Source organism: Actinoplanes sp. NPDC051633 (assembly GCF_040681735.1).
In the GTDB taxonomy this organism is placed as follows: domain Bacteria; phylum Actinomycetota; class Actinomycetes; order Mycobacteriales; family Micromonosporaceae; genus Actinoplanes.
Map to the genome: position 1 here is coordinate 1 of NZ_JBFAZH010000020.1, position 19898 is coordinate 19898.

The 19898-nt window shown below is 68.2% G+C and carries 15 protein-coding genes and 1 pseudogene; 4 read left to right on the forward strand and 12 right to left on the reverse strand.

All coding sequences use genetic code 11. The annotated features are described in order from the left end of the window. Positions 1-304: 304 nt before the first annotated feature. The 4 genes from AB0M20_RS02585 to AB0M20_RS02600 all read right to left on the reverse strand — a co-directional run bounded on the left by AB0M20_RS02585 (position 305) and on the right by AB0M20_RS02600 (position 7528). The gene (locus AB0M20_RS02585; protein WP_364292522.1) at positions 305-874 is read right to left on the reverse strand and encodes a hypothetical protein; all 570 of its coding nucleotides are present in this window, start codon (positions 872-874) and stop codon (positions 305-307) included. Positions 875-959: 85 nt separating this feature from the next. Beyond that, a complete protein-coding gene (locus AB0M20_RS02590) occupies positions 960-3386 on the reverse strand; it encodes an N-6 DNA methylase (protein ID WP_364292525.1) in 2427 nt (808 codons plus the stop codon). Between the two features lie 1277 nt (positions 3387-4663). Then, complete coding sequence (locus tag AB0M20_RS02595; protein WP_364292528.1) at positions 4664-6718, reverse strand: discoidin domain-containing protein; 2055 nt, start codon at positions 6716-6718, stop codon at positions 4664-4666. A 93-nt stretch (positions 6719-6811) separates the two neighbouring features. Beyond that, positions 6812-7528, reverse strand: a complete 717-nt coding sequence (locus AB0M20_RS02600) for a VOC family protein (RefSeq protein ID WP_364292531.1) — start codon at positions 7526-7528, stop codon at positions 6812-6814. 61 nt (positions 7529-7589) lie between these two features. Here AB0M20_RS02600 and AB0M20_RS02605 point away from each other — a divergent pair, with 61 nt between their 5' ends. Together AB0M20_RS02605 and AB0M20_RS02610 are read left to right on the forward strand one after the other, a co-directional pair. Beyond that, a complete protein-coding gene (locus tag AB0M20_RS02605; RefSeq protein ID WP_364292534.1) occupies positions 7590-8459 on the forward strand; it encodes a TIGR03620 family F420-dependent LLM class oxidoreductase in 870 nt (289 codons plus the stop codon). Beyond that, positions 8456-9505 (forward strand): beta-eliminating lyase-related protein, encoded by a 1050-nt coding sequence (locus AB0M20_RS02610; protein WP_364292537.1) that lies wholly within the window; start codon positions 8456-8458, stop codon positions 9503-9505. The genes AB0M20_RS02605 and AB0M20_RS02610 overlap by 4 nt, the downstream gene beginning before the upstream one ends. Here AB0M20_RS02610 and AB0M20_RS02615 read toward each other — a convergent pair whose 3' ends face one another. From AB0M20_RS02615 to AB0M20_RS02635, 5 genes are read right to left on the reverse strand one after another with little or no spacing between them, the layout of a single operon-like run. After that, positions 9506-10360, reverse strand: a complete 855-nt coding sequence (locus tag AB0M20_RS02615) for an aminoglycoside phosphotransferase family protein (RefSeq protein ID WP_364292540.1) — start codon at positions 10358-10360, stop codon at positions 9506-9508. It abuts the gene before it with no gap. Then, positions 10357-11145 carry a hypothetical protein gene (locus tag AB0M20_RS02620; RefSeq protein ID WP_364292543.1) on the reverse strand — a complete coding sequence of 263 codons (789 nt, stop codon included), beginning with the start codon at positions 11143-11145 and terminating at the stop codon, positions 10357-10359. The genes AB0M20_RS02615 and AB0M20_RS02620 overlap by 4 nt, the downstream gene beginning before the upstream one ends. Before the next feature lie 12 nt (positions 11146-11157). Next, a complete protein-coding gene (locus AB0M20_RS02625; protein WP_364292546.1) occupies positions 11158-11994 on the reverse strand; it encodes a LamG-like jellyroll fold domain-containing protein in 837 nt (278 codons plus the stop codon). Positions 11995-12046: 52 nt separating this feature from the next. Beyond that, a complete protein-coding gene (locus AB0M20_RS02630) occupies positions 12047-13066 on the reverse strand; it encodes a hemolysin family protein (RefSeq protein ID WP_364292549.1) in 1020 nt (339 codons plus the stop codon). Then, a complete protein-coding gene (locus AB0M20_RS02635; RefSeq protein WP_364292552.1) occupies positions 13059-14396 on the reverse strand; it encodes a hemolysin family protein in 1338 nt (445 codons plus the stop codon). The genes AB0M20_RS02630 and AB0M20_RS02635 overlap by 8 nt, the downstream gene beginning before the upstream one ends. A gap of 99 nt (positions 14397-14495) precedes the next feature. Here AB0M20_RS02635 and AB0M20_RS02640 point away from each other — a divergent pair, with 99 nt between their 5' ends. Next, positions 14496-15161 carry a GPP34 family phosphoprotein gene (locus tag AB0M20_RS02640; RefSeq protein WP_364292555.1) on the forward strand — a complete coding sequence of 222 codons (666 nt, stop codon included), beginning with the start codon at positions 14496-14498 and terminating at the stop codon, positions 15159-15161. Positions 15162-15166: 5 nt separating this feature from the next. On the opposite strand, the gene AB0M20_RS02645 is transcribed toward AB0M20_RS02640, so the two are convergent. The 3 genes from AB0M20_RS02645 to AB0M20_RS02655 all read right to left on the reverse strand — a co-directional run bounded on the left by AB0M20_RS02645 (position 15167) and on the right by AB0M20_RS02655 (position 19419). Beyond that, the gene (locus tag AB0M20_RS02645) at positions 15167-16813 is read right to left on the reverse strand and encodes a hypothetical protein (RefSeq protein WP_364292558.1); all 1647 of its coding nucleotides are present in this window, start codon (positions 16811-16813) and stop codon (positions 15167-15169) included. Positions 16814-16874: 61 nt separating this feature from the next. Continuing rightward, entirely contained in the window at positions 16875-19010 is a 2136-nt protein-coding gene (locus AB0M20_RS02650) for a (Fe-S)-binding protein (RefSeq protein ID WP_364292561.1), read from the reverse strand. A gap of 145 nt (positions 19011-19155) precedes the next feature. Further along, entirely contained in the window at positions 19156-19419 is a 264-nt protein-coding gene (locus tag AB0M20_RS02655; RefSeq protein ID WP_364292564.1) for a cell division protein CrgA, read from the reverse strand. A 180-nt stretch (positions 19420-19599) separates the two neighbouring features. On the opposite strand from AB0M20_RS02655, the pseudogene AB0M20_RS02660 reads away from it, so the two are divergent. Then, positions 19600-19898, forward strand: a pseudogene (locus AB0M20_RS02660) (hypothetical protein); the annotation flags it as partial.

Here is a 19898-nt window from a genome sequence, read left to right on the forward strand (position 1 = left end):
GGCCAAGGTCGGTCAGACGTAGGGTGCTCCACCTTGGCCAGGCAGGCCCTGTCCGCTCCACGATGTGTGGACGAAGGCCGACGGGATGGCGGGGCTGCTGAGACAACCGCAAGGGGCTTGCCTGATCCGGCTAAGCCAGAGGCCGTCGATGATCTCCCGTGGGCATGGCCGTAATGGGAGTGTCGGATAGCGGCCGGCGCAACCACCCTCGCCCGCTGCTACTGGGAGCCATGCGTAGGTGCAACTTCAGAGCCAGCAGCGCCTAGCGGGCCACGGCCGAGCGGACGATCGACTGTGTTATCTCTCAACGCATGTCGAGAAGGTGATGGAACAAGCGCAGTTTGCTTCCATGGCTGCTGATATGAATTGATAACCTTGGGGCAGCCTGGGTCGAGTTGCCTAGCAGGTGCGATTGTCCAAGTGCCTGCTCCCGGCTGATCACTCCATTAACCGCTTGAAGCGAATCTTGCGGTGAATCCTTAAGCAAATAGGCCAGCATTGCGCCGATGTTGTGTCCTGCTGCGGGATATCGGCCATCGATGAAGCGGATCATGCCTTTCTTGACGTAGTCCTTAGGCAGGCCATCTCTCACGTGTAGTCGCTTAGCCTCCACGTGAACAAGCGCGGTCCCCAGCCGGATATTCATGTCTGGGCGCGGCGCTCTAGACGGATCAGCGTGGCCCGTTCGCATCGCCAGGGTAGGCTGCGGACCGTCGTATTGCACATGGATAAGAGCCCACCGCACGGCATCGCTTTCCATTACGCGTAACGCGCAGTCGAACATCCTCACCGTGCAAGCGATCTCTCCGTCATCCCACCGGTTAAACCCGTCTTTCTCCCACAATAATGCTGCCGCCACCAGCAAATCACTCACAAGGCGGTCGACGCCGGCAGCTACCCGATTCTGTAGGTTAAGCGCAAGTCTACCGGTAACTTGAGCTCGAAGTCCTCTTAGCAAGTCAGCTACCGAAGGCCAATGCGGTCAGGATCCGCTCAGCGTCGTCGAGTGCAGAGTCTATCGACCATCGATCGGGGTCTGCAGTCTTCACCACATACACGGTATCTGCCTCGATAAAGAACCCAGCTGGCTCGGCTACAACGCCGCTAGCCCCAGTTCCGAAACCAGCGTTCATTTCGACGATCCTCTGCATGTCGACCTGCGGCATTACAGGTCGTGCGTCTCGTGAGGGCGGAGCGCCATCAGTCAACGTCACGGTAACGGTGCGGTACGGCCCACCCTTGTGTATCTGAGTCTCTACGTAGAGATCAAGTAGAGTTGCCGTGAGGGCTTCGTGAATTGTGTTTGCGTATCGCGAGAGCGTCGCATCACTGACCGGCACGGAGTTGGCTCGCGGCCTACGAAATCTTTCTAGGCCGGATCCTAGTCGGTCGAGGACCCGCGCGCGGTCCGCATTAGACAATTCATACATATTGAACACGACATCATCAATCGCTTCGCGAACATTTGGGAGTTGCCCGTCCTGCGCAAGAGTAAATAGTCGGGCCAGCTCACTCGATTGCGAAGCGCTTGGGGTAGCAAGCGGCAACGACAGGTGTTCGTTCAATTCGACGAAGTCCCGCTCTACGCCCCACGACGCACTCGTCATGAAGTGGAAGTAGTTCCCCAGCGATGAGACGATCGTTGCAGCCAATGCCATCAACAACGGACGGTCGCCAGGGCCAGCAAAGCCTAGTGTCCCGTTGGGAAATACTGCGTCTTGGTCAACGAGAGCAGCCGCCAGGCGCCCGTCCACCATGGTTCGCCGAACTAAGACATGCGGCCCTCGGAACAACTGAGGGTCTCGAGGGCGGTGAAGTGTGGGCAGCGTGAACTCCTCAAACTCCGAGGTATTCAACCGCAAATGCGTTACGGCCTCTGTAGGGATGATTGGCAATCCGAACAGATGCGAGGCATCATTGCTGTCGCCGCCGCCGACCTGGTAGCCCTGACCGTATGTCCAGCCGCGCTCTGAAGCAACTTGCTCTGTGCTCGGAAACTTAAGCCTCAATCGGTCCAGAAGTTCTAGGTCGCGCTGACTACCCCAGAGCAAGACCTTCCATAAATCGGGCCGGTGTAGCGCTTGCCGGTAGCTTACAGGTCTCACCTCCTCGGGCGTGATTACCAAGGCATCCGTTGTGGCGCTCATCGGCCTTGGATGCGCAGCAACATAAACAATCTCGGTGGCTGAGCGTGTATCCGGCGGGCACGGCAAGGATTCCTCTGGCGTCGAAGCCACGATAACTGCTGCTGGTGCGATGGCTGTTGCGAAAATGGATCGCCGAACGGCGGAGAGGTCAACGATTGCGCGTACGTTGAGTTCTTCGAACAGTGCGGACCTGAAGCTTTGTGCCGCCGTCGACCTGTTGTGCAACAAGGGCTTCGACGGCATGATGAGGCCCAGAGAACCACCTGGCCTTAAGTACTTCGCGGCTAGCCACAGAAAGGCCTGTGCAATCTGCTTGTCTGCTACAGGTCGCCGCTCCTCGGCTACGAAGCGTTCCGCTGCGGGGGTTAACCGGCTCTTCCAAGGTGGGTTGCTTACAACTGCGTCGAAGCGTGCGGATGCCAAAGCATGGTCTTCGAACGCATCCGAAACCACGACATTTTTGCCCAGTAACCTCGGTAGTACCGCAGTATCCCAAATAGTTGGAGGATCCAGCTCCTCAAGAAGGGCTAGGTACAAACCGAACACCGCGATTCGCGCAGAGTCGATGTTCAACTCTACGCCGAAGACGTTGTCGAGCAGGATTCGTTGAAGTTCCTCATAGGTAAGCTCTCTACCTACGCGAGTCCGTTGCCGGTAAACGAGGCGGCGGAAAGCCTCGGTCATGAAGGCGCCGCTGCCACAGGCCAAGTCAATCAGCTTTAACTGACCGTCGCCTCGCCACGGAACAATTTCATCAAGTAGCGTGTCGACCAAGAACTTGGGCGTGTAGTAAGCGCTGTCCGTGGAGCGGCTATCCTCAAGAAGCTGCTCATAGATGCTGCTGACCAAATCTGCCGGCAGTACGGAGAAGTCGAAGGGCCAAAGCGACTGTTGCCCGGTAAGCAGGTCGTCACCGCGCAAGAGTGCAGCAACGCCGTCGATATCCGCGTCTTCAAGGAATTGCAGCATCTCGGGTACTGGACCAAAGACATCACCGTTGAAGCGGGCGGCCAGCCCTTCAAATAGGGCCTGCGCGGGCCCGCGACCTGCAAGCAATACGGCCTGAAGATCAGGAAAAGCGGTCAACTCCCGCAAGTGGTCGGCGTTTAGAATGCCACGGTCTGCGAGGTAACTGGCAACTAGCGATCCACCCACCACGACATCAAGGGCCTGCCGACGTGTAGGATTTCCCTCAGGTATCGTTTGCCTTAGCTGCGCTAAATTCTGCAGCAGTGCCATGTCTACGCGTGACGCCGCAGCGTACGACCTTTCGTTGCTCCTTGCGAATGCGCCGGAGCTCACTTCGGAGCGTCGATAGGCCTGCATGATGCCCGCAGCTATATGCGCTCTTTCTGCACTCGCGAGAGTAGCACTCATTTCCTGGGGGGTAGTTGCGGGTTTCGTAACGGCATTGAACGCTGTTACCGAGTCTTCAGTGCTATTAATTAGGAGCGGTACCCGACCATAGTTCCATAAGCGCTTCCGGAGACCAAGCAGCCCTTCCTGGCTGGACTCAGCGCTGAATGCGACGAGGGGGACGCCGTCGTGGAAAAACGCGGCCTCTAGGCCGACTTTGTTGTAAAGGTCTCGCCACACGTAGTCCCTCGGACCGGAATCCACCACTGATTCCGACGTAACGAGGCCCTGGTGACCAGAGTAATCGAGGGCCTCCAGATCTCCGGCGAGGTGGCCCGGCATGCGCGAGTTCACCGACATACCCGCGAATCGGATGGTCGGCTCATGTCCTTACCATACTTCTTGCTTGGACTCGAGGCGATTCCTTCCACTGCGTGTCGGACCTCTTCCAGCTTGATGTCTGGCCGTGGTCGGACTTACAGCGGTGAGTGACCTTCACGTGACTCCGTCCTAGCAGTGTGCCGTAGGCATACGTTGGTCCTTGCATACATCAGTACGAACGCGCCTCGCAACCCATGATCGTGTTCTGAAGCCCGTGATGGCCCTACAGCACCGACGTACGGCACAGGAGCGGCTTACCGGAGCCATCGACGGCTGCTTGGAGGCACTGGTCTGGCCTGCGGCGCGGTCGGACGACGTCGCTGTTAGCCCTTAGGTGTACAGACCCTGCCGTACGTGCCCGTACTGTGCCCGATGGGTGGGGTAACAGGGGTCAACAGGGGCGTCCGCGGCGACGTATGCCCCTCAGCACTGACGCTCAGCGCCCTAATGTGCTGCGGGCACACATTGGCAGACAACCGATTCCCAAGCTGACAGTGCGGGTTCGATTCCCGTCACCCGCTCGGCGGCGGAGGCCTGTGTCCGCGGAAGGCGCGGACCCGGGCCTTCTCGCATATCTGCCTGGGGGCCGAGCCCCCAGACCCCCACGATTCGGCAACCGCCTCGCCTTCGACTCCCCCGTCGAAGTCGACTCCGGTGGAACCCCCCGCGACTCCCCATCACCGGGTTGGCCACGATGCCGGTTCCTACCACGGATTTTGCCCTGCCGTGCGATTCGGCTTTGCGCCGTTTGGTGGTTGTGGCCGCTTACGTACTGGTGGCTAGCTGGTGAAGGGGGCCTCCAGGCCCACGGTCAGCTCTGCCACCGAAGTGAACTTGTTGTTGTTCACCTCGGTGCGCGCCTTCAGCTGCACGTAGCGGCCGAAGGTTGCTGGGAAGCGGGCGCTCTGCAGTGTCGTGGTGTTGGCGAACGTGCCGGTTGCCACCGGTGCGCCCCACGTCACTCCGTCGGTTGAGACGTACACCTCGTAGTCCTTGATTCGGCCGTTCGCGCTGGCGTCCGTGCGGGGCAGGTAGAACAGCTCGGTCACCGGGTGGACGGCGCCCAGGTCGAGCTGAATGGTGTGCGGCATCTCGGCCACCGTGCCGGAGTAGCGGGTGTGCCACAGCGTCGCCGGGTTGCCGTCCAGCACGTTCGTACCCCGGCCGTTCATCGCCGCGGTCTCCTCACTGTCCACCGAGCTCACCCGCAGCGACGGGGCCAGGCCGCCCCGCGCGATGCCGGCGCCCAGCTCGGCGACGCTGGTGAACTGGTTGCCGCCCACCTCGCTGAGGGCGCGCAGCCGCACGTACCGGCCGGTCGTCGCCGGGAACCGGGCAACCTGCAGTGCCGTGGAGTTCGTGAACGTGCCGCTGGCCACCGTCGCGCCCCAGTTGATGCCGTCCGCCGACACGTACACCTCGTAGCGGCCGATCCGGCCGTTCGGGCTGGTGTCGGTGCGCGGCTGGTAATAGAGGTCGGTCACCGGGTACGAGCCGCCGAGGTCGAGCTGAATCTCGTGCGGCATCGGCGCGATCGTGCCGCCGCTGTAGCGGGTGTGCCACAGCGTGGCCGGGTTGCCGTCCAGCACATTGGCGCCGCGGCCGTTCAGCGCGGCGGTCTCCTCGCTGTCCGCCGATCGCACGGTGACCCCGGGCACGCCGGTGACGTAGCCGACGTTCAGTTCCGCGATGCTGGTCCACGCGTTGCCGTTGACCTCGCTGAGAGCACGCAGCCGCAGGTAGCGGCCGGTCTTGGGCAAGAACCGGAGGTGCTGCGTCGCGGTGGTGTTCGGCAGCGTGCCGGTGGCCACCGGGGTGCCCCACGAGCTGCCGCTGGCCGAGACGTAGACCTCGTAGCGGCCGATGCGGCCGTTCGGGCTCGCGTCGGTGCGGGGCTGGTAGTAGAGATCGGTCACCGCCCGGGCCGCGCCCAGGTCGAGTTGGATCTCGTGCGGCACCGGCGCCACGGTGCCGCTGTAGCGGGTGTGCCAGTACGTCGCGGGGTTGCCGTCCAGCACGTTCGTGCCGCGGCCGTTCAGCGCGGCGGTCTCCTCGGAGTCCACCGAACGCACCGTCATCTGCGACTGCGGCACCAGCGCGGGCGCCACCCGTCCGATCCAGCCGCCCAGATCGTCCACGCGGGCGTGAACGGCGCCCTGGCCGGTGCTCGTCTCGCCGAGGCAGCCGCCCTGCTCGGACCGGCTGGCGAGGCCGACCAGCTCGATGCGCCCACCGGTCTCGCGCAGGGCCGGACCACCGGCGTCGCCCTTGCACAGCGCTGCACCAGCCTGGAGCGTGTCGGCGACGGTGTCCGCCGCCACCTCCCGCACCTCGGTGACGGCGGTGTGCAGACGGTCGGGCACCCAGGTGGTGTCGGTGCGGCCGTACCCGGCGACGCGCAACGTCTCGCCCACCGCCGGCGCGGCACCCAGCGGGACCGGCGCGATCCCCGCAGCCCGGGTGTCCAGCCGGGCCAGCGCCACGTCCCGGTCCGGGTGGGGAATCACCTCGACGATCCGCGTCACGTGACCGCCCGTGCCGTTGATGTCGGCCCGGCCGATGATGGCGGTGGCGCTCTGCGGCGGCGGGCCGGCCGCGACGCTGCCGTCCGGGCCGGCGAAGCAGCTCTTGGCGGTCAGCAGCCAGCCCGGATCGACCAGGACCGCACTGCAGCCGCTGAGCGTGCCCATGTCGACGCGCGCGGCGAACGGATAGCTGCCGGCCTCGGCCGGTGTGCCCTGGCTGACGGCCCCGGCGCCCTCAGCGATCGACAGGCCGCCCGCGACCGCAGCAATCAGCAGGCAGGCGAGAATGCGGCCTCGGCGATGTCCCACAACGTTCCCCCGTGATGCCATCGGCGCCCGTCGAAGCGCCGCAGCCGGAGTGTATGGAGTGGACCAAGGGTCGCGCTACCCCGGCCCGGGCCGTCAGTCCCAGCAGAGGCAGAACGGTTTGCCGGCCGGGTCGGCGTACACCCGCCAGCCGTCGCCGCTCGCGGACAGCGACGTCGCGCCCAGCTTCAGCACCGCCGACTCGGCCGCGTCGATGTCGTCGGCGCCGACCGTCACGTCGAGGTGGAACTGCTGCGGATACGCCGGATCCGGCCACCGCGGCGCGTGGTAGTCGGTGATCTGCTGGAACATCACCGGCTGGGCCCCGTCCTCGCCGATCATCGCCATGCCGTCGCCCTCGTACGTGACGGGCTTGCCGAGAAGTTCCGCGTAGAACGCGCTCAGCTCCTTGGCGTCCGGGCAGTCGAGCATCACACACATCACCGTGGTTTCCTGCTTTGCAGGGAAGAGGCACAGGTCGAACGGGTGCCCGGCCGGGTCGGCCAGCGTGTACCAGCTCTCGTTCCGGCGCAACAGCTCGGCGCCCAGCCCGATCGCCTTGTCCGCGCCGGCGTCCAGGTCCGGCACGCGCAGGTCGAGGTGCGCCTGCTGCGGGTACGCCGGGTCCGGCCAACGCGGCGGCACATGATCGGGACTGTGCTGGACGGCGATGCGCCACCCGTCCCCGGTCACCATCGAGATCCAGTCGTCCTCGGCGTACTGCTCGGTCCACCCGCCGAGCGCGGTGTAGAAAGCGGCGAGCCGCCGGATGTCGGGTGCGTCGAGCACCACCGAGCGCAAGGTGCCGATCATCGTCTCTCCTCAAGGTCGTCACCGAGTCTGCCAAAGCCGCCGTGGTCGTACAGTCGGCATGGTGAACAGTCGCTATGGCCTGTGGGTCTCCCGGCGGAGCTGGCCCGCCGAGTCGTCCGCGATCGCAGCCGCGGCCGCCGAGGTCGAGGCACTCGGGTACGGGTCGCTCTGGATCGGCGGCAGCCCGCCCGACGATCTGCGCCTGCCCGAGGCGGTCCTGGCCGGCACCACGTCGCTGGTCGTCGGCACCAGCATCGTCGACATCTGGAGTGCCGACCCGGCCGTTCTCGCCACGTCGCACCAGCGCATCCGCGACAGCCATCCGGGCCGCTTCTACCTGGGCGTCGGGTCGGGGCACGCGCCGACCGCGGAGGCGCAAGGTCAGGCGTACGTGCGGCCGCTCAGCCGGCTCCGCCAGTTCCTCGACGCGCTGGGCGACCGGGTCCCGGCCGAAGAGCTGATGATCGCCGCCCTGGGCCCGAAGGCACTCGAGCTGGCAGCGACCCGGACCGCCGGCGCCCTGCCGTACCTGGTGCCCGCGGCCCACACCGCCGACGCTCGCGCCATCCTGAGTCCCGGCCTCGGCAAGCTCCTGATCCCGGAGCAGAAGGTCGTCCTCGGCACCGACGAGCGGCAGGCCCGGGCGGCCGGGCGGCGCGGCACCAAGCAGTATCTGAGACTGCCGAACTACCTGAACAACCTACGGCGGTACGGCCTGACCGACGCCGACTTCGCCGGGGACGGCAGTGACCGCTGGGTCGACACCCTGGTCGCCTGGGGGGACGGGCCCGCGGTGAAGCGCGGCGTCGACGCCCACCTGGACGCCGGCGCGGACCACGTGGCCGTGCAGGTCCTGCCGGTGGAGCCGCGGACCGGCCTCCCGCGTGCGGAGTGGGCGGCGGTCGCCGAAGTGCTGCTGGCCGACGCGTGAAGCGGCTCCACGACGCGGGCCACCGCGGGTTCGCCAGCGACAACTACGCCGGGGCGCACCCCGAGGTGCTCGCGGCCATCGCCGAGGCCAACGAGGGGCACCAGATCTCGTACGGGGAGGACGTCTACACCCAGCGGCTGGCCGACGTCATGCGCGAGCACTTCGGCGGCCGGGCCGACGTGTTCCCGGTGTTCAACGGGACCGGCGCCAACGTGACCGCGCTGATGAGCCTGCTGCCGCGCTGGGGTGCGGTCGTCACCACGAGCACCGCGCACATCCACACCGATGAGAACGGCGCGCCGGAGCGCGTCGGTGGCCTCAAGCTGCTGCCGATCGCGACGCCCGACGGGAAACTCACGCCGGAGCTGATCGACCGGGAGGCCTGGGGCTTCGGCGACGAGCACCGCGCCCAGCCGCTCGTCGTCAGCATCACCCAGACCACCGAGCTGGGCACGCTCTACACCGCCGAGGAGATCCGGGCGATCGCGGACCACGTCCACGACAAGGGCATGCGGCTGCACATGGACGGTGCCCGCCTCGCCAACGCGGCGGCGGCGCTGGGCGTGCCGCTGCGGGAGTTCACCACCGACGCGGGCGTCGACATCCTGAGCTTCGGCGGCACGAAGAACGGCATCCTCTTCGGCGAGGCGATCGTCGTACTCGACCCGACGGTGTCGGACGGGCTCATCTACCTGCGCAAACTCAACATGCAGCTGGCCTCGAAGATGCGCTTCGTCAGCGCGCAGCTGCTGGCGCTCTTCGAGGACGACCTCTACCTGCGCTCGGCCGGTCACGCCAACGCGATGGCGGCCCGGCTGCGGGCGGCGCTCGAGCACACCGAAGGGCTCACCTTCAGCCGGCCGACGCAGGCGAACGCCGTCTTCGCGGTCCTCGCCAACGACGCGGCGGACCGGATCCGCGAGAGGGTCCGCTTCTACGACTGGAACCGCGCGGCGGGCGAGGTGCGCTGGATGACCGCCTTCGACACGACGGAGGCCGACGTCGACACGTTCGTCGAGGTGATCCGGGAGGAGCTGGCGGCGTAGTCAGCCGGCCAGCGCCGCACTGATCTGGCGGGTGGTGGCGGCGGCGATGTGCGGATTCGTCGCGGCGTAGGCGGTGTAGGCACTGAGGCCGGCGGCCAGCGCTATGCCGCGGCCGCGTACCCATGTCTGCTCGTCGAGCGGCAGAGCCGCTCTGAAGGCCGCTCGCGGGGGCGGGTCCATCAGCGTGTACGCCATCATCAGGTCGCACGCCGGGTCACCCACGCCGAGGCCGCCGAAGTCGATCACCGCGCTGACCCGGCCGTCGACCGTCAGCAGGTTGCCGGTGTGGAAGTCGCCGTGGAACCAGACGGGCGGCCTGTCCCACGGCGGGCAGGCCAGCGCCGCCTCCCACACCGCGGTCAGCGCCGCCTCGTCGAAGACACCGGCCACCGCCGCGATGTCCGACCTGATCCGCTCGTCCCGTTCGGACAGTGAGCGGCCGGCGAGACCGGTGGCGGACGGCGTCGGGATGCTCTGCAGGGCGGTCAGGAACGCAGCGAGTTCACGAGCCACGGGTACGGAGGAGCCCAGCTCGGCCACCGTCGCCACCGAGCCGGGCAGCCAGCGCGACACCGCCCACGGCCACGGATATCCGAGATCCGGGCGTCCGACGCCGACCGGCGAGGGGACGGCCAGCGGCAGGTGCGGCGCCAGCCGCGGCAGCCATTCCAGCTCCTTGGCGGCCTGCCCGATCGCGCCCTCGTGGCGGGGAAAGCGGACCGACAGCTCGGAACCGAGCCGGTAGATGGTGTGATCCGACCCGCCGGGCTCGACCATCGTCAGCGGCAGCGGTGCCCAGTCCGGGAACTGACCATCCACCAGGCGCCGGGCCAACTCGGCGTCGACGACTCTCATGAGCGGAGCAGCACCTCCTGGCGGACGGACGCGACGACCCGGCCGCCGGGGTCGCGAAGCCGGCCCGCGCACAGTCCGCGCCCGCCGTCGGTCGTCAGCGCCTCCTGCTCGTAGAGCAGCCAGTCGTCGACCCGGAACGGCGGGTGGAACCACACCGCGTGGTCCAGGCTCGCCGCCCGCACGCCGGGCCGGTTGTGGGCGAGGCCGTGCCGGGCCAGGGCGGTCGAGACCAGCAGCAGGTCCGAGACGTAGGTCAGCGCGCACTCGTGCTGGCACGGCGCATCCGGCAGGGGCGAGGAGGTACGCAGCCAGAAGCGATGCCCGCCGGACGGGATGCCTCGTCGCCCCGCCACCGACGCCGGCCGCCCGTCGAACCGGATGTCGAAGGGCACCCGGCGGTCGATCTCGGCAAGCCACGCGGCGGCATCGTCGTCGGACGCGGTCCACCCGGCCGGATCGAAACCGTTCGGTGCCGGGGCGGCCACAAAGGACGCGAACCGGAACGCCACGTCCAGCGTGAGGATCACCCGCCCCGCCTGCGAGGCGGTCACTGCCCGGTGGCGCTCCCCGATCGGCGTGACCCGGTAGTCGACCGACGTGTCGCCACGGCCCTCGCGAACGTATCGGGCGCGCAGCGACCGGGCCGACCAGCCGTCCGGCAGCCCGGCCAGCGCCGCGGCGAGCGCCTGCGCGGCCACGTGACCACCGAAGATGCGCTGGCGGGGGCCCTCCTCGCCGACCCCCTCGAACTCACCCGGCCCGGTCGGCGTGACATCCCACAGCACCGCCGCAGTCTGTCACGCGATCGACAGGAAGACGTTGTCGATCCGGCCGGCGAACTGGTCGTTGCCGCGATTCGCGCCCTTCCCGCCGATGCGCAGCGGCTCCGCGTTGGCGATGGACAGCGACGAGGGCACCGGCACCGACGCGAGCGATGCACCGTCCACCATCATCACCAGCCGGTTCGCCGTGCGGGCGCAGGTCAGGTCGTGCCACCTGCCGTCGGCCACGTCGACCAGCGGCTCGGCGCGATAGATCCGGGCGCGCGACGCGATCACGCAGCTCGGGTGCCCCTGCCGGTGATCGACCTGCAGCTTGAACTGGCTGACCCCACCGACCGAGTAGCCCTTCTGCAGGACGTTCGCGCCATCGGCGAGGTCGGCGTGCGTCATCATCACCGACGCGCCGTAGCGGAGTGGACGCGTGCCCGGGTTCAGCGCGTCGTCGCGGACGCCTTCGAGGATCGCCCGCGGGCAGTCGCGCTCGCGCTGCATCGTGCACCGGTTCGGATACTCGACGGCCAGGCCGGACCCCTGCGGCACGAGGCTGAGCCGGCCGCCGTTCTGGCCGACCGGATGCAGCTGATGCCCGCCCTGCGCGTCGACGATCGGCTGGTTCACCCCGCCGTCGAAGGTGTACCGCACGCTGATCGGGACGCCGGCGAGGCCGACGCGGCCGGGCTGGGCGTGGGCGGAGAAGCTGTCGGCATTGGGGAGTACGCCCCCGGACGGCTGCGTGACCGGCTCCAGCAGCGGGCGGGCCGAGGCGGAGGTCAGGTGCACGGCCGTGACCACGCCGACGCCGAGGACCAGTGCGGCGGCCACCGCGCCGACGCGAGCGAGGTTGTCAGACATGCGGTTATTGTCCGGATTGACGAAAAGCCTCGTACACCGACCCCGGCTTGTTTTACAAAGAAACCGTCGGTTCGCCGACCACCGCGTGCAGCACGTCATCCAGGGTGATCACGCCCAGCGGGGTGCGGCCGTCGCTGACCAGCAGGATGTGCCGGCGGTCGCGGCGCATGGTGAGCAGCAGGTCGGCCAGCGTCCGATCCGGCGGGACGACGGCCAGCGGACGGATGATGCCGGGCGGGATGGGCAGGTGGCGCTGCGCGCCCTCGTACTCGAGAATGTCCTTGATGTGCACGAAGCCGAGCACGCGCCGGCTCTCCCGCTGCACCACCGGGAACCGCGACCGGCCGCTGCGGGTGGCGATCTGCTCCAGCGTCGCGGGCGACACGTCGTCGGCCACCGTCGTGACGCCGGACCAGGGACGGAGGGTGTCGGCAGCGGTGCGGTCGTTGAGGCCGAGCGCGGCGTGGATGCGCGCGTACTGTTCGGTGCCCAGCAGGCCCTCACTGCGCGCCTGGGTGACCATGCCGGCCAGCTCCTCGGCGGTGAAGACGGTCTTGACCGCGTCGGTGGCCTCGATCTTCCACAGCGCGAGCACCTGCCGCGACGCCCAGCGCATCGCGGTCAGCACCGGCTTGGTGGCGATGCAGAAGGCCAGCATGAACGGGCCGAGGACCAGCGCCGAGCTCTCCGGACCGGCCAGCGTGATGTTCTTCGGCACCATCTCGCCGATCACCGTGTGCAGGAACACCACGATGGCCAGGGCCAGCACGAACGCCACCGGGTGCACCGCGTTGTCGGGCAGGCCGATCGCGGCGAACGGAACCTCCAGCAGGTGCGCCAGGGCGGGCTCGGCGATCGCGCCGAGGCCGAGCGAGCAGATCGTGATGCCGAGCTGAGCGCCGGCGATCATCAGCGGGATCTGGCTCATCGCGGAGAGGGCCCAGCGTGCGCGCTGCGAGGTGGCGGCGAGCGGTTCCAGAGCGGTACGCCGGGACGCGATCAGCGCGAACTCGCCGCCCACGAAGAGTGCATTGCCGACCAGCAGCACGGCGGTGACCAGCAGCTCAGTCATCGAGCTGCTCCGGTGGCGGAGCGACGACGCGGACCTGCTCGATGCGGTGCCGGTCGACCTGCATGACGGTGAACTCCCAGCCGTTCTCCTCGAGCGACTCGCCCTTCTCCGGGATGTGGCCGAGGCGGGCGAGCAGGAAACCGGCGAGCGTCTCGTACGGGCCCTCTGGCAGCCGGAACCCGGTCTGCTCCGCCACCTCGTCCTCGCGCAGCAGCCCGTCGACCAGGAACGTCCGGCCGCCGTCGGGCGCGGTCAGCTCCTGCGCGCCGGCGTCCACGTAGTCCAGGTCGTGCTCGTCGGAGATCTCGCCGACCAGCTCCTCGACCAGGTCCTCGACGGTCACCACGCCGTCGGTCCCGCCGTACTCGTCGACGACGATGGCCAGGTCGGCCTTCGCCGCGCGCAGGGCGGCCAGCACCTTGTCGAGGTCGAGGCTCTCCGGCACGTAGACCGGCTCGCGGGCGATCGACGAGACCGCGGTGGCCGCCCGCCGCTCGGGTGGGACGCCCAGCGCGTCGGGCACCGCGGCGACACCGGTGACCAGGTCGAGTGTCGTCTCGTACACCGGAAAGCGGGTGTGCCCGGTCTCCCGGGCGAGCGCGATCAGGTCGGCCACGCTCGCGACGGTCTTGAGGCCGACCACGTCCACCCGTGGCGTCATCGCCTTCGCCGCCCTCTTCTCCCCGAAGCGGATCGTGCGGCGCAGCAGGGTGGCCGTCTCGGTGGGCAATGCGCCGGCGCGAGCACTGATCGCGGCCAGCAGGCCCAGCTCCTCGGGGCTGCGCGCGCTGGCAAGCTCCTCCTGCGGCTCGATGCCGAGGCGGCGGACCAGGAAGTTCGCCGAGCCGTTCAGCCCGCTGATCGGGCCGCGGAAGATCCGCGAGAAGGCACGCAGCGGCGCGGACGTGGCGAGCGCGGCCCGCATCGGCCGGGCGAGAGCAGCGTTCTTGGGTACGAGCTCACCGAACAGCATCGACAACAGGGTGGCCAGGATCAGCGCCAGCGCATGGGTGACGGTGTCGGTCGCGCCACCGGCCACCGGCTCGATCAGCGGGGTGAACAGGCGCGACAGGGCCGGCTCGGCGAGGTAGCCGGTGAGCAGGGCGGTGATGGTGATGCCGAGCTGCGCGCCGGAAAGCTGGAAGGACAGCTCGTGCAGGGCGTGCCGGACGGTACGCGCGCGCCGGTCACCGGAGTCGGCACGCTGGTCGATCTCCGCCCGGTCCACCGTGACCAGCCCGAACTCGGCGACCACGAAGAACGCGTTGCCCGCCGTGAGCAGCACGAACGCCGCCAAGGGGAGCACCGCGGTCAGGAACAGGCCGTCCATGATCGGTTCACCTCGGCCATCATTGTGCCCTCATTGTGCCGGACCACGGCCGTCGTTGGTTGCCGCGCACGCCTCGCCTGGCGGCGTTACCTTCGGATCATGAACCTGCCCGAGGAGTTCGCCCTGATCGCGTATCACGACGACGGGACACCGGTGACCGACGGCACACATCTCGACAACGGCCTCGGCGGCGCGCTGCTGCTCGAGCTGGCTCTGGCCGAGAAGATCGACGTGGCCGACAAGAAGGTCGTCGTACTCGATGCCACACCGACCGGTGACCGCGTGGTGGACGACGCGCTGGCCCGGATCGCCGGTGACAAGCCGCGCAAGCCCAAGGACTGGGTGTCGAAGTTCTCGAAGGACACCCGCCGGCAGGTGATGGCCGGGCTGGTCGCCTCGGGTGTGGTGCGCGAGGAGAAGGGGAAGGTGCTGCTCGTCTTCCCCCGGACCAAGTATCCGGCCGCGCATGGCGTTGAGCCGGTCGCGGAGACCGAGGCCCGGCAGCGCATGCGCGCCGCGATCGACCGGTCCGGGCCGGTGGAACCGCGGACCGCGGCGCTCTGCGCGCTGATCGCGGCCACCGGCATGGAGAAGAAGGTCTTCGCGGACATGGACCGCAAGCTGGTCAAGGTGCGTCTCAAGGAGATCGGCCAGGGTGACTGGGCGGCCGCGGCGGTGAAGAAGGCCATCGACGAGATCCAGGCCGCGGTCATCACCGCCGCGGTGGCCGGATCCGCCGCCGCGAACTCCGGCGGCGGATCCTGATCCACCTAGCTTCGCCCGCGGAGACGCAGCAGCAGACCGGTCGCCACCAGCGCACCACCGATCATCACCAGCAGCGAGACCGGCGGGCCGGTGATCGGCAGGCCGCCGCCCTGCCCGGGCGCCTTCGGTCCGACCGGCGTGCCGGTCACCGCCGCGCTGAAGCTGAGGCCGCCGTCGGTGACCGTGGCGGCGAAGACGGAGTAGCTCTGGCCGTTGGTCAGGCCGGACACCGTGCAGCTGATGGCCTTCGCGGTGCTGCAGTCCGAGCCGTCCTCCCGGTTGAACGCGAGGACGCCGTAGAGCTGCAGCTTGCCTACCCCGAAATCGGCCGGCTGCGTCCAGCTCACCGCGAGCTTCTTGCTGCCGGCCTTCGCCTTCACGGCGGTCGGCGCGCCCGGCACCAGGGCGGTCGCCTCGGGTACGACGTGGTCGTCGGTGGTCCGGTCGCCGAGCTGGCCGTCCGCGTTGTCGCCCCAGCAGAAGGTGTTGCTCGAGATGTCGACCGCGCACGCGTGCCCGTCGCCGACCGAGATCTGGTAGATCCGGCTGCCCTTCATGCCGAACAGGGCGAGGAACGGCGACTCCGGCAACGCGCTCTGGTCGACGACGGCGGGGACGTGGCGATCGGTACGGTTGCCGACGCCCAGCTGCCCCTCGTCGTTGTCACCCCAGCACATCGCCAGACCGAGAGTGGTCACCGTGCACGTGCTGTTGCCGCCGGCACTGACTGTGTAGACGTCGACCGCCGGCGGCAGCTTCACCTGGACCGGCGCGTCGTGATCCGCGATCGCCGCATCGTCGCCGAGCTGCCCGTCGCTGTCCGACCCCCAGCACCAGACCGCGCCGTCCTCGGTCACCGCGCAGGCATGCCGGCCACCGACGTCGATCTGAGTGAACTCCTCGGTCGTGTCGACCTTGACCGGGGTGGCGGTCGACCCGGAGTTGGCCGCGGCGTCGCCGACCTGCCCGTCCGCGTCGGAGCCCCAGCACCAGGCGGCGCCGTCCTCGTCGATCGCGCAGGTGGTGTCGCCGCCCGCGGCCAGATCGATGACGTCACCGAGGCCGGCCACCGGCTGAGCCGTGCTCTCGGACCCCCCGGCGGCGCCGGTGCCGAGCTGGCCGACATCGTTGCGGCCCCAGCACGCGACGTCCTGGTTGTCCTTGATCACGCAGGTGTGATCGGCGCCGGTCGCGACCTGCAGGATCTTCGATCCGACCTTGACCGGTGCGGTACGCGGGGTCGTCGTCCCGTCACCGACCTGTCCCTCGGCGTTGTCGCCCCAGCAGTACAGGGCACCGCCGTCGCCGTCGCCGAACCAGTCCAGCGCGCACGTGTGCGCACGGCCGGCGGCGACCGCGCCCGGCTCTCGCGTCAGCGCCATCTTGGCCGGCTCGGAGTCCCCGGCGCCCCAGCACCAGTACTTGAGGCCGGCGAGGCAGGTCACGTTGCCACCCGCCGCGATGGGCGACCCGCCGACGAAACCGTCGGACACGTCGAGCGCGCCGACCGGGGGCGCCCCGGTGAGCCGTTCGATCATCTTGGCCTGCAGGCCCATCGCCTGGCCGAGCTCGGACGTTTCGTCAGGAGGGGCGGCGAGGGCCGGCGACGGCACGCTCAAGGCGACCGCCGCGACCACGACCGACCAGCGCATTTTCGTGATCATCAAGCACAGAAGAGCACACCGGCCCGCCCGGTTGCGGCGAAATCAGAAATCAAGCCTCTTGCTTGAGTGACCGCAGCAGAACCGTCGCGACGTCGACCACCTCGACGTTCTCCTGCTCGCCCTTGCCGGTGACGCCGTCACCGATCATCGTGTAGCAGAACGGGCAGCCCACGGCGATGGTCTTCGCGCCGGTCGCCAGGGCCTCCTCGGTGCGCTCCACGTTGATCCGCTTGCCGATCTTCTCCTCCATCCACATGCGGGCACCGCCGGCGCCGCAGCAGAAGGACCGCTCGGAGTTGCGCGGCATCTCGGTGAGCCCGCCCTCGATCGCGCTGCCGAGCACCTCGCGCGGAGCGTCGAACACGCGGTTGTGCCGGCCCAGGTAGCACGGGTCGTGGTAGGTCACGCCGCCGTCCACCGGCTGGACCGGGGTCAGCTTGCCCTCGGCAACCAGGTGGGCCAGCAGCTGCGTGTGGTGCACGACCTCGACCTTGAGGCCGAGCTGCTCGTACTCGTTGCCCAGGGTGTTGAAGCAGTGAGGGCAGGTGGCGACGATCTTCTTGACCCGAGCCTCCTGCAGGGTCTCGACGTTCTGCTGGGCCAGCATCTGGAAGACGAACTCGTTGCCGATGCGGCGCGCCGGGTCACCCGTACACGTCTCGCCCTCGCCCAGGATCGCGTAGTCGACGCCGGCCTCGTGCAACAGCTTGGCCACCGCCCGCGTGGTCTTCTTCGCGCGGTCCTCGAACGCCCCCGCGCACCCCACCCAGAACAGGTAGTCGAAGTCTTCCTTCTCACCGACCCGCGGCACCTCGAAGTCGAGGCCCTTCGTCCAGTCCTCGCGGGTGTTCTGCGGGGCGCCCCACGGGTTGCCCTTGTTCTCCAGGTTGCGCAGCATCACGCCGGCCTCGGACGGGAAGCTCGACTCGATCAGCACCTGGTAGCGCCGCATGTCGACGATGTGGTCGACATGCTCGATGTCCACCGGGCACTGCTCGACGCAGGCGCCGCAGGTGGTGCAGCTCCACAGCACGTCGGGGTCGATCACGCCCTGCTCGCCGGCCGTGCCGATCAGCGGCCGCTCGGCCTCGGCCAGCGCGAGCACGTCGACACCCGCCAGCTGCTCCTCGGTCGCCGTCTCCTCGCCGGTCAGATCCTTGCCGCCACCGGCCAGCAGATAGGGCGCCTTCGCGTACGCGTGATCACGCAGGCTGAGCACGAGCAGCTTGGGTGAGAGCGGCTTCGCGGTGTTCCACGCCGGGCACTGCGACTGGCAGCGTCCACACTCGGTGCAGGTGCTGAAGTCGAGCATGCCCTTCCAGGTGAACTGCTCCACCTGGGCGACCCCGAACTGGTCCTTCTCGGGGTCGGCCTCCTCGAAGTCGAGCGGCTTGCCCTCGCTCATCATCGGCCGCAGCGCGCCCAGCCCGGAGCCGGCCGGCTTCTCCGGCGCCCGCTTGAAGAAGATGTTGGGGAACGCCAGGAACCGGTGCCAGGCCACGCCCATCGTCACGTTCAGCGCGATCGTGATCAGCCAGCTCATCGAAATGATCAGCTTGACCAGCGCGACCCAGGTCGGCCCGTCGGCCGCGGCCGGCAGCAGCGCGCCGACGCCGTGGCTGACCGGGGTGGCCCAGGCCGGGAACTCGAACGTGTCGTTGGCGACCTTGAAGCCGCGGATCAGGAAACCGCAGATCAGGACGCCGATGATGATCGCCTCGACGAAGTAGCCCTGCCACATCGTCGAGCCGGTGAACCGGCTGCGCTTGGCCCGCTTGTCCCGCTGCCGGCGATAGATCAGGTAGAGGATGCCGAGCAGGCCGAGAGCACCGATCACCTCGGTGACCAGGCCGTAGACCACCCAATGACCGACGATCGGCAACCCGCCTGAAGGGTTGACGACCTCGAAATACGCCTCCAGCACCAGGAGGAACAGGACCATGAAGGAGACCATCACGAACCAGTGCGCGGCCCCGACGGCGGTCCACTTCAGCATGCGGGTGTGGCCGAGGGTCTCGACCAGCATCGTCCTGGTGCGGGCGCCCTTGTCAGCGAACCGGGCCGGGTCGGGCTTGCCCAGGCGGATCACCGCGGTCATCTGGATGACCGCGCGGACCGCGAGCACCACAGCGACGAGCGTGATCGCCCCGGCGAGCACGGTGGCGATGATCTGCGCTGCGCCCATTACGGCCTCCTCGATGTGGCGGTGGCCCTATGTTACCCGCGGGTAAGACGTGCGCACCTGGGGGTTCTCGCGATAAACGCACCCCGAGTGCAAATACCACGGGGTGCGTCTCGGACAACACCTGGGAAGCGACTCCAACCCGCGCTCAACGCCATCGAGCGAGGATCGCGAGCGAGGCGACCATGGCGCCGAAGCCCACCGCGAGGTTCCAGTAGCGCCACGCCTCCACCGGGTACTGCTGCTCCGAGAGGTAGTAGACGACCAGCCAGGCGATGCCCAGCACGATCAGCGTCACAGCGCTGACCGGCAGCCACATCGGGCTCGGCTTCTTGTTGTTGGCGTTCACCGCCGGCCGGATGTCCGTCGGCGGTGTGTAGACCTTCTTCTTACGAACCTGCGACTTCGGCACGACGCTCTCCTGTGCGGACAACAAGGGCGAACAACCCCGCTGAGCGGCGGCGGGGTCCCCGTCAGCAGCCCGTGGCGAATACTGTTCGACAGCTAGCGTAGTCAAGGCGGCGCGCGCACCGGCACCCGCCGGGGTAACTTTCGTTCCGCTTCAACCACTTACGACGTCGGAGGGTAGCGCGTGGAGTACACCACCGGTGCGCCTTCCTGGCGCCTCGTGCTGCGGCGCGCCGTCGGTGGCCTACGGCCCCGCCTGCGCGGACAGAAGCAAAGGGGCTGGTCGATCGGGGTGCCGCTGATCGCGTTGGCGGCGGGTCTGTTGTTCACGACCTCGGCGACAACCGCTGGGGGTACGTCCTTACGCGACGACCGGCGACCGCAGCTGGCGCAGTTGATCATGGACAAGCGGGAACGGCTCGCGCAGCGCGAGGAGCACGCGGCGGAGCTGCGTACCCAGAAAGACCGGGAAGAGGCCCGCCT

Excerpts from the sequence above, each read along its gene's own strand:
- AB0M20_RS02590 (WP_364292525.1), bottom strand. The coding sequence starts at position 3,386 with ATGGCACTGCTGCAGAATTTAGCGCAGCTAAGGCAAACGATACCTGAG.
- AB0M20_RS02600 (WP_364292531.1), bottom strand. The coding sequence starts at position 7,528 with ATGATCGGCACCTTGCGCTCGGTGGTGCTCGACGCACCCGACATCCGG.
- AB0M20_RS02615 (WP_364292540.1), bottom strand. The coding sequence starts at position 10,360 with ATGAGAGTCGTCGACGCCGAGTTGGCCCGGCGCCTGGTGGATGGTCAG.
- AB0M20_RS02625 (WP_364292546.1), bottom strand. The coding sequence starts at position 11,994 with ATGTCTGACAACCTCGCTCGCGTCGGCGCGGTGGCCGCCGCACTGGTC.
- AB0M20_RS02630 (WP_364292549.1), bottom strand. The coding sequence starts at position 13,066 with ATGACTGAGCTGCTGGTCACCGCCGTGCTGCTGGTCGGCAATGCACTC.
- AB0M20_RS02635 (WP_364292552.1), bottom strand. The coding sequence starts at position 14,396 with ATGGACGGCCTGTTCCTGACCGCGGTGCTCCCCTTGGCGGCGTTCGTG.
- AB0M20_RS02640 (WP_364292555.1), top strand. The coding sequence starts at position 14,496 with ATGAACCTGCCCGAGGAGTTCGCCCTGATCGCGTATCACGACGACGGG.
- AB0M20_RS02645 (WP_364292558.1), bottom strand. The coding sequence starts at position 16,813 with ATGCGCTGGTCGGTCGTGGTCGCGGCGGTCGCCTTGAGCGTGCCGTCG.
- AB0M20_RS02650 (WP_364292561.1), bottom strand. The coding sequence starts at position 19,010 with ATGGGCGCAGCGCAGATCATCGCCACCGTGCTCGCCGGGGCGATCACG.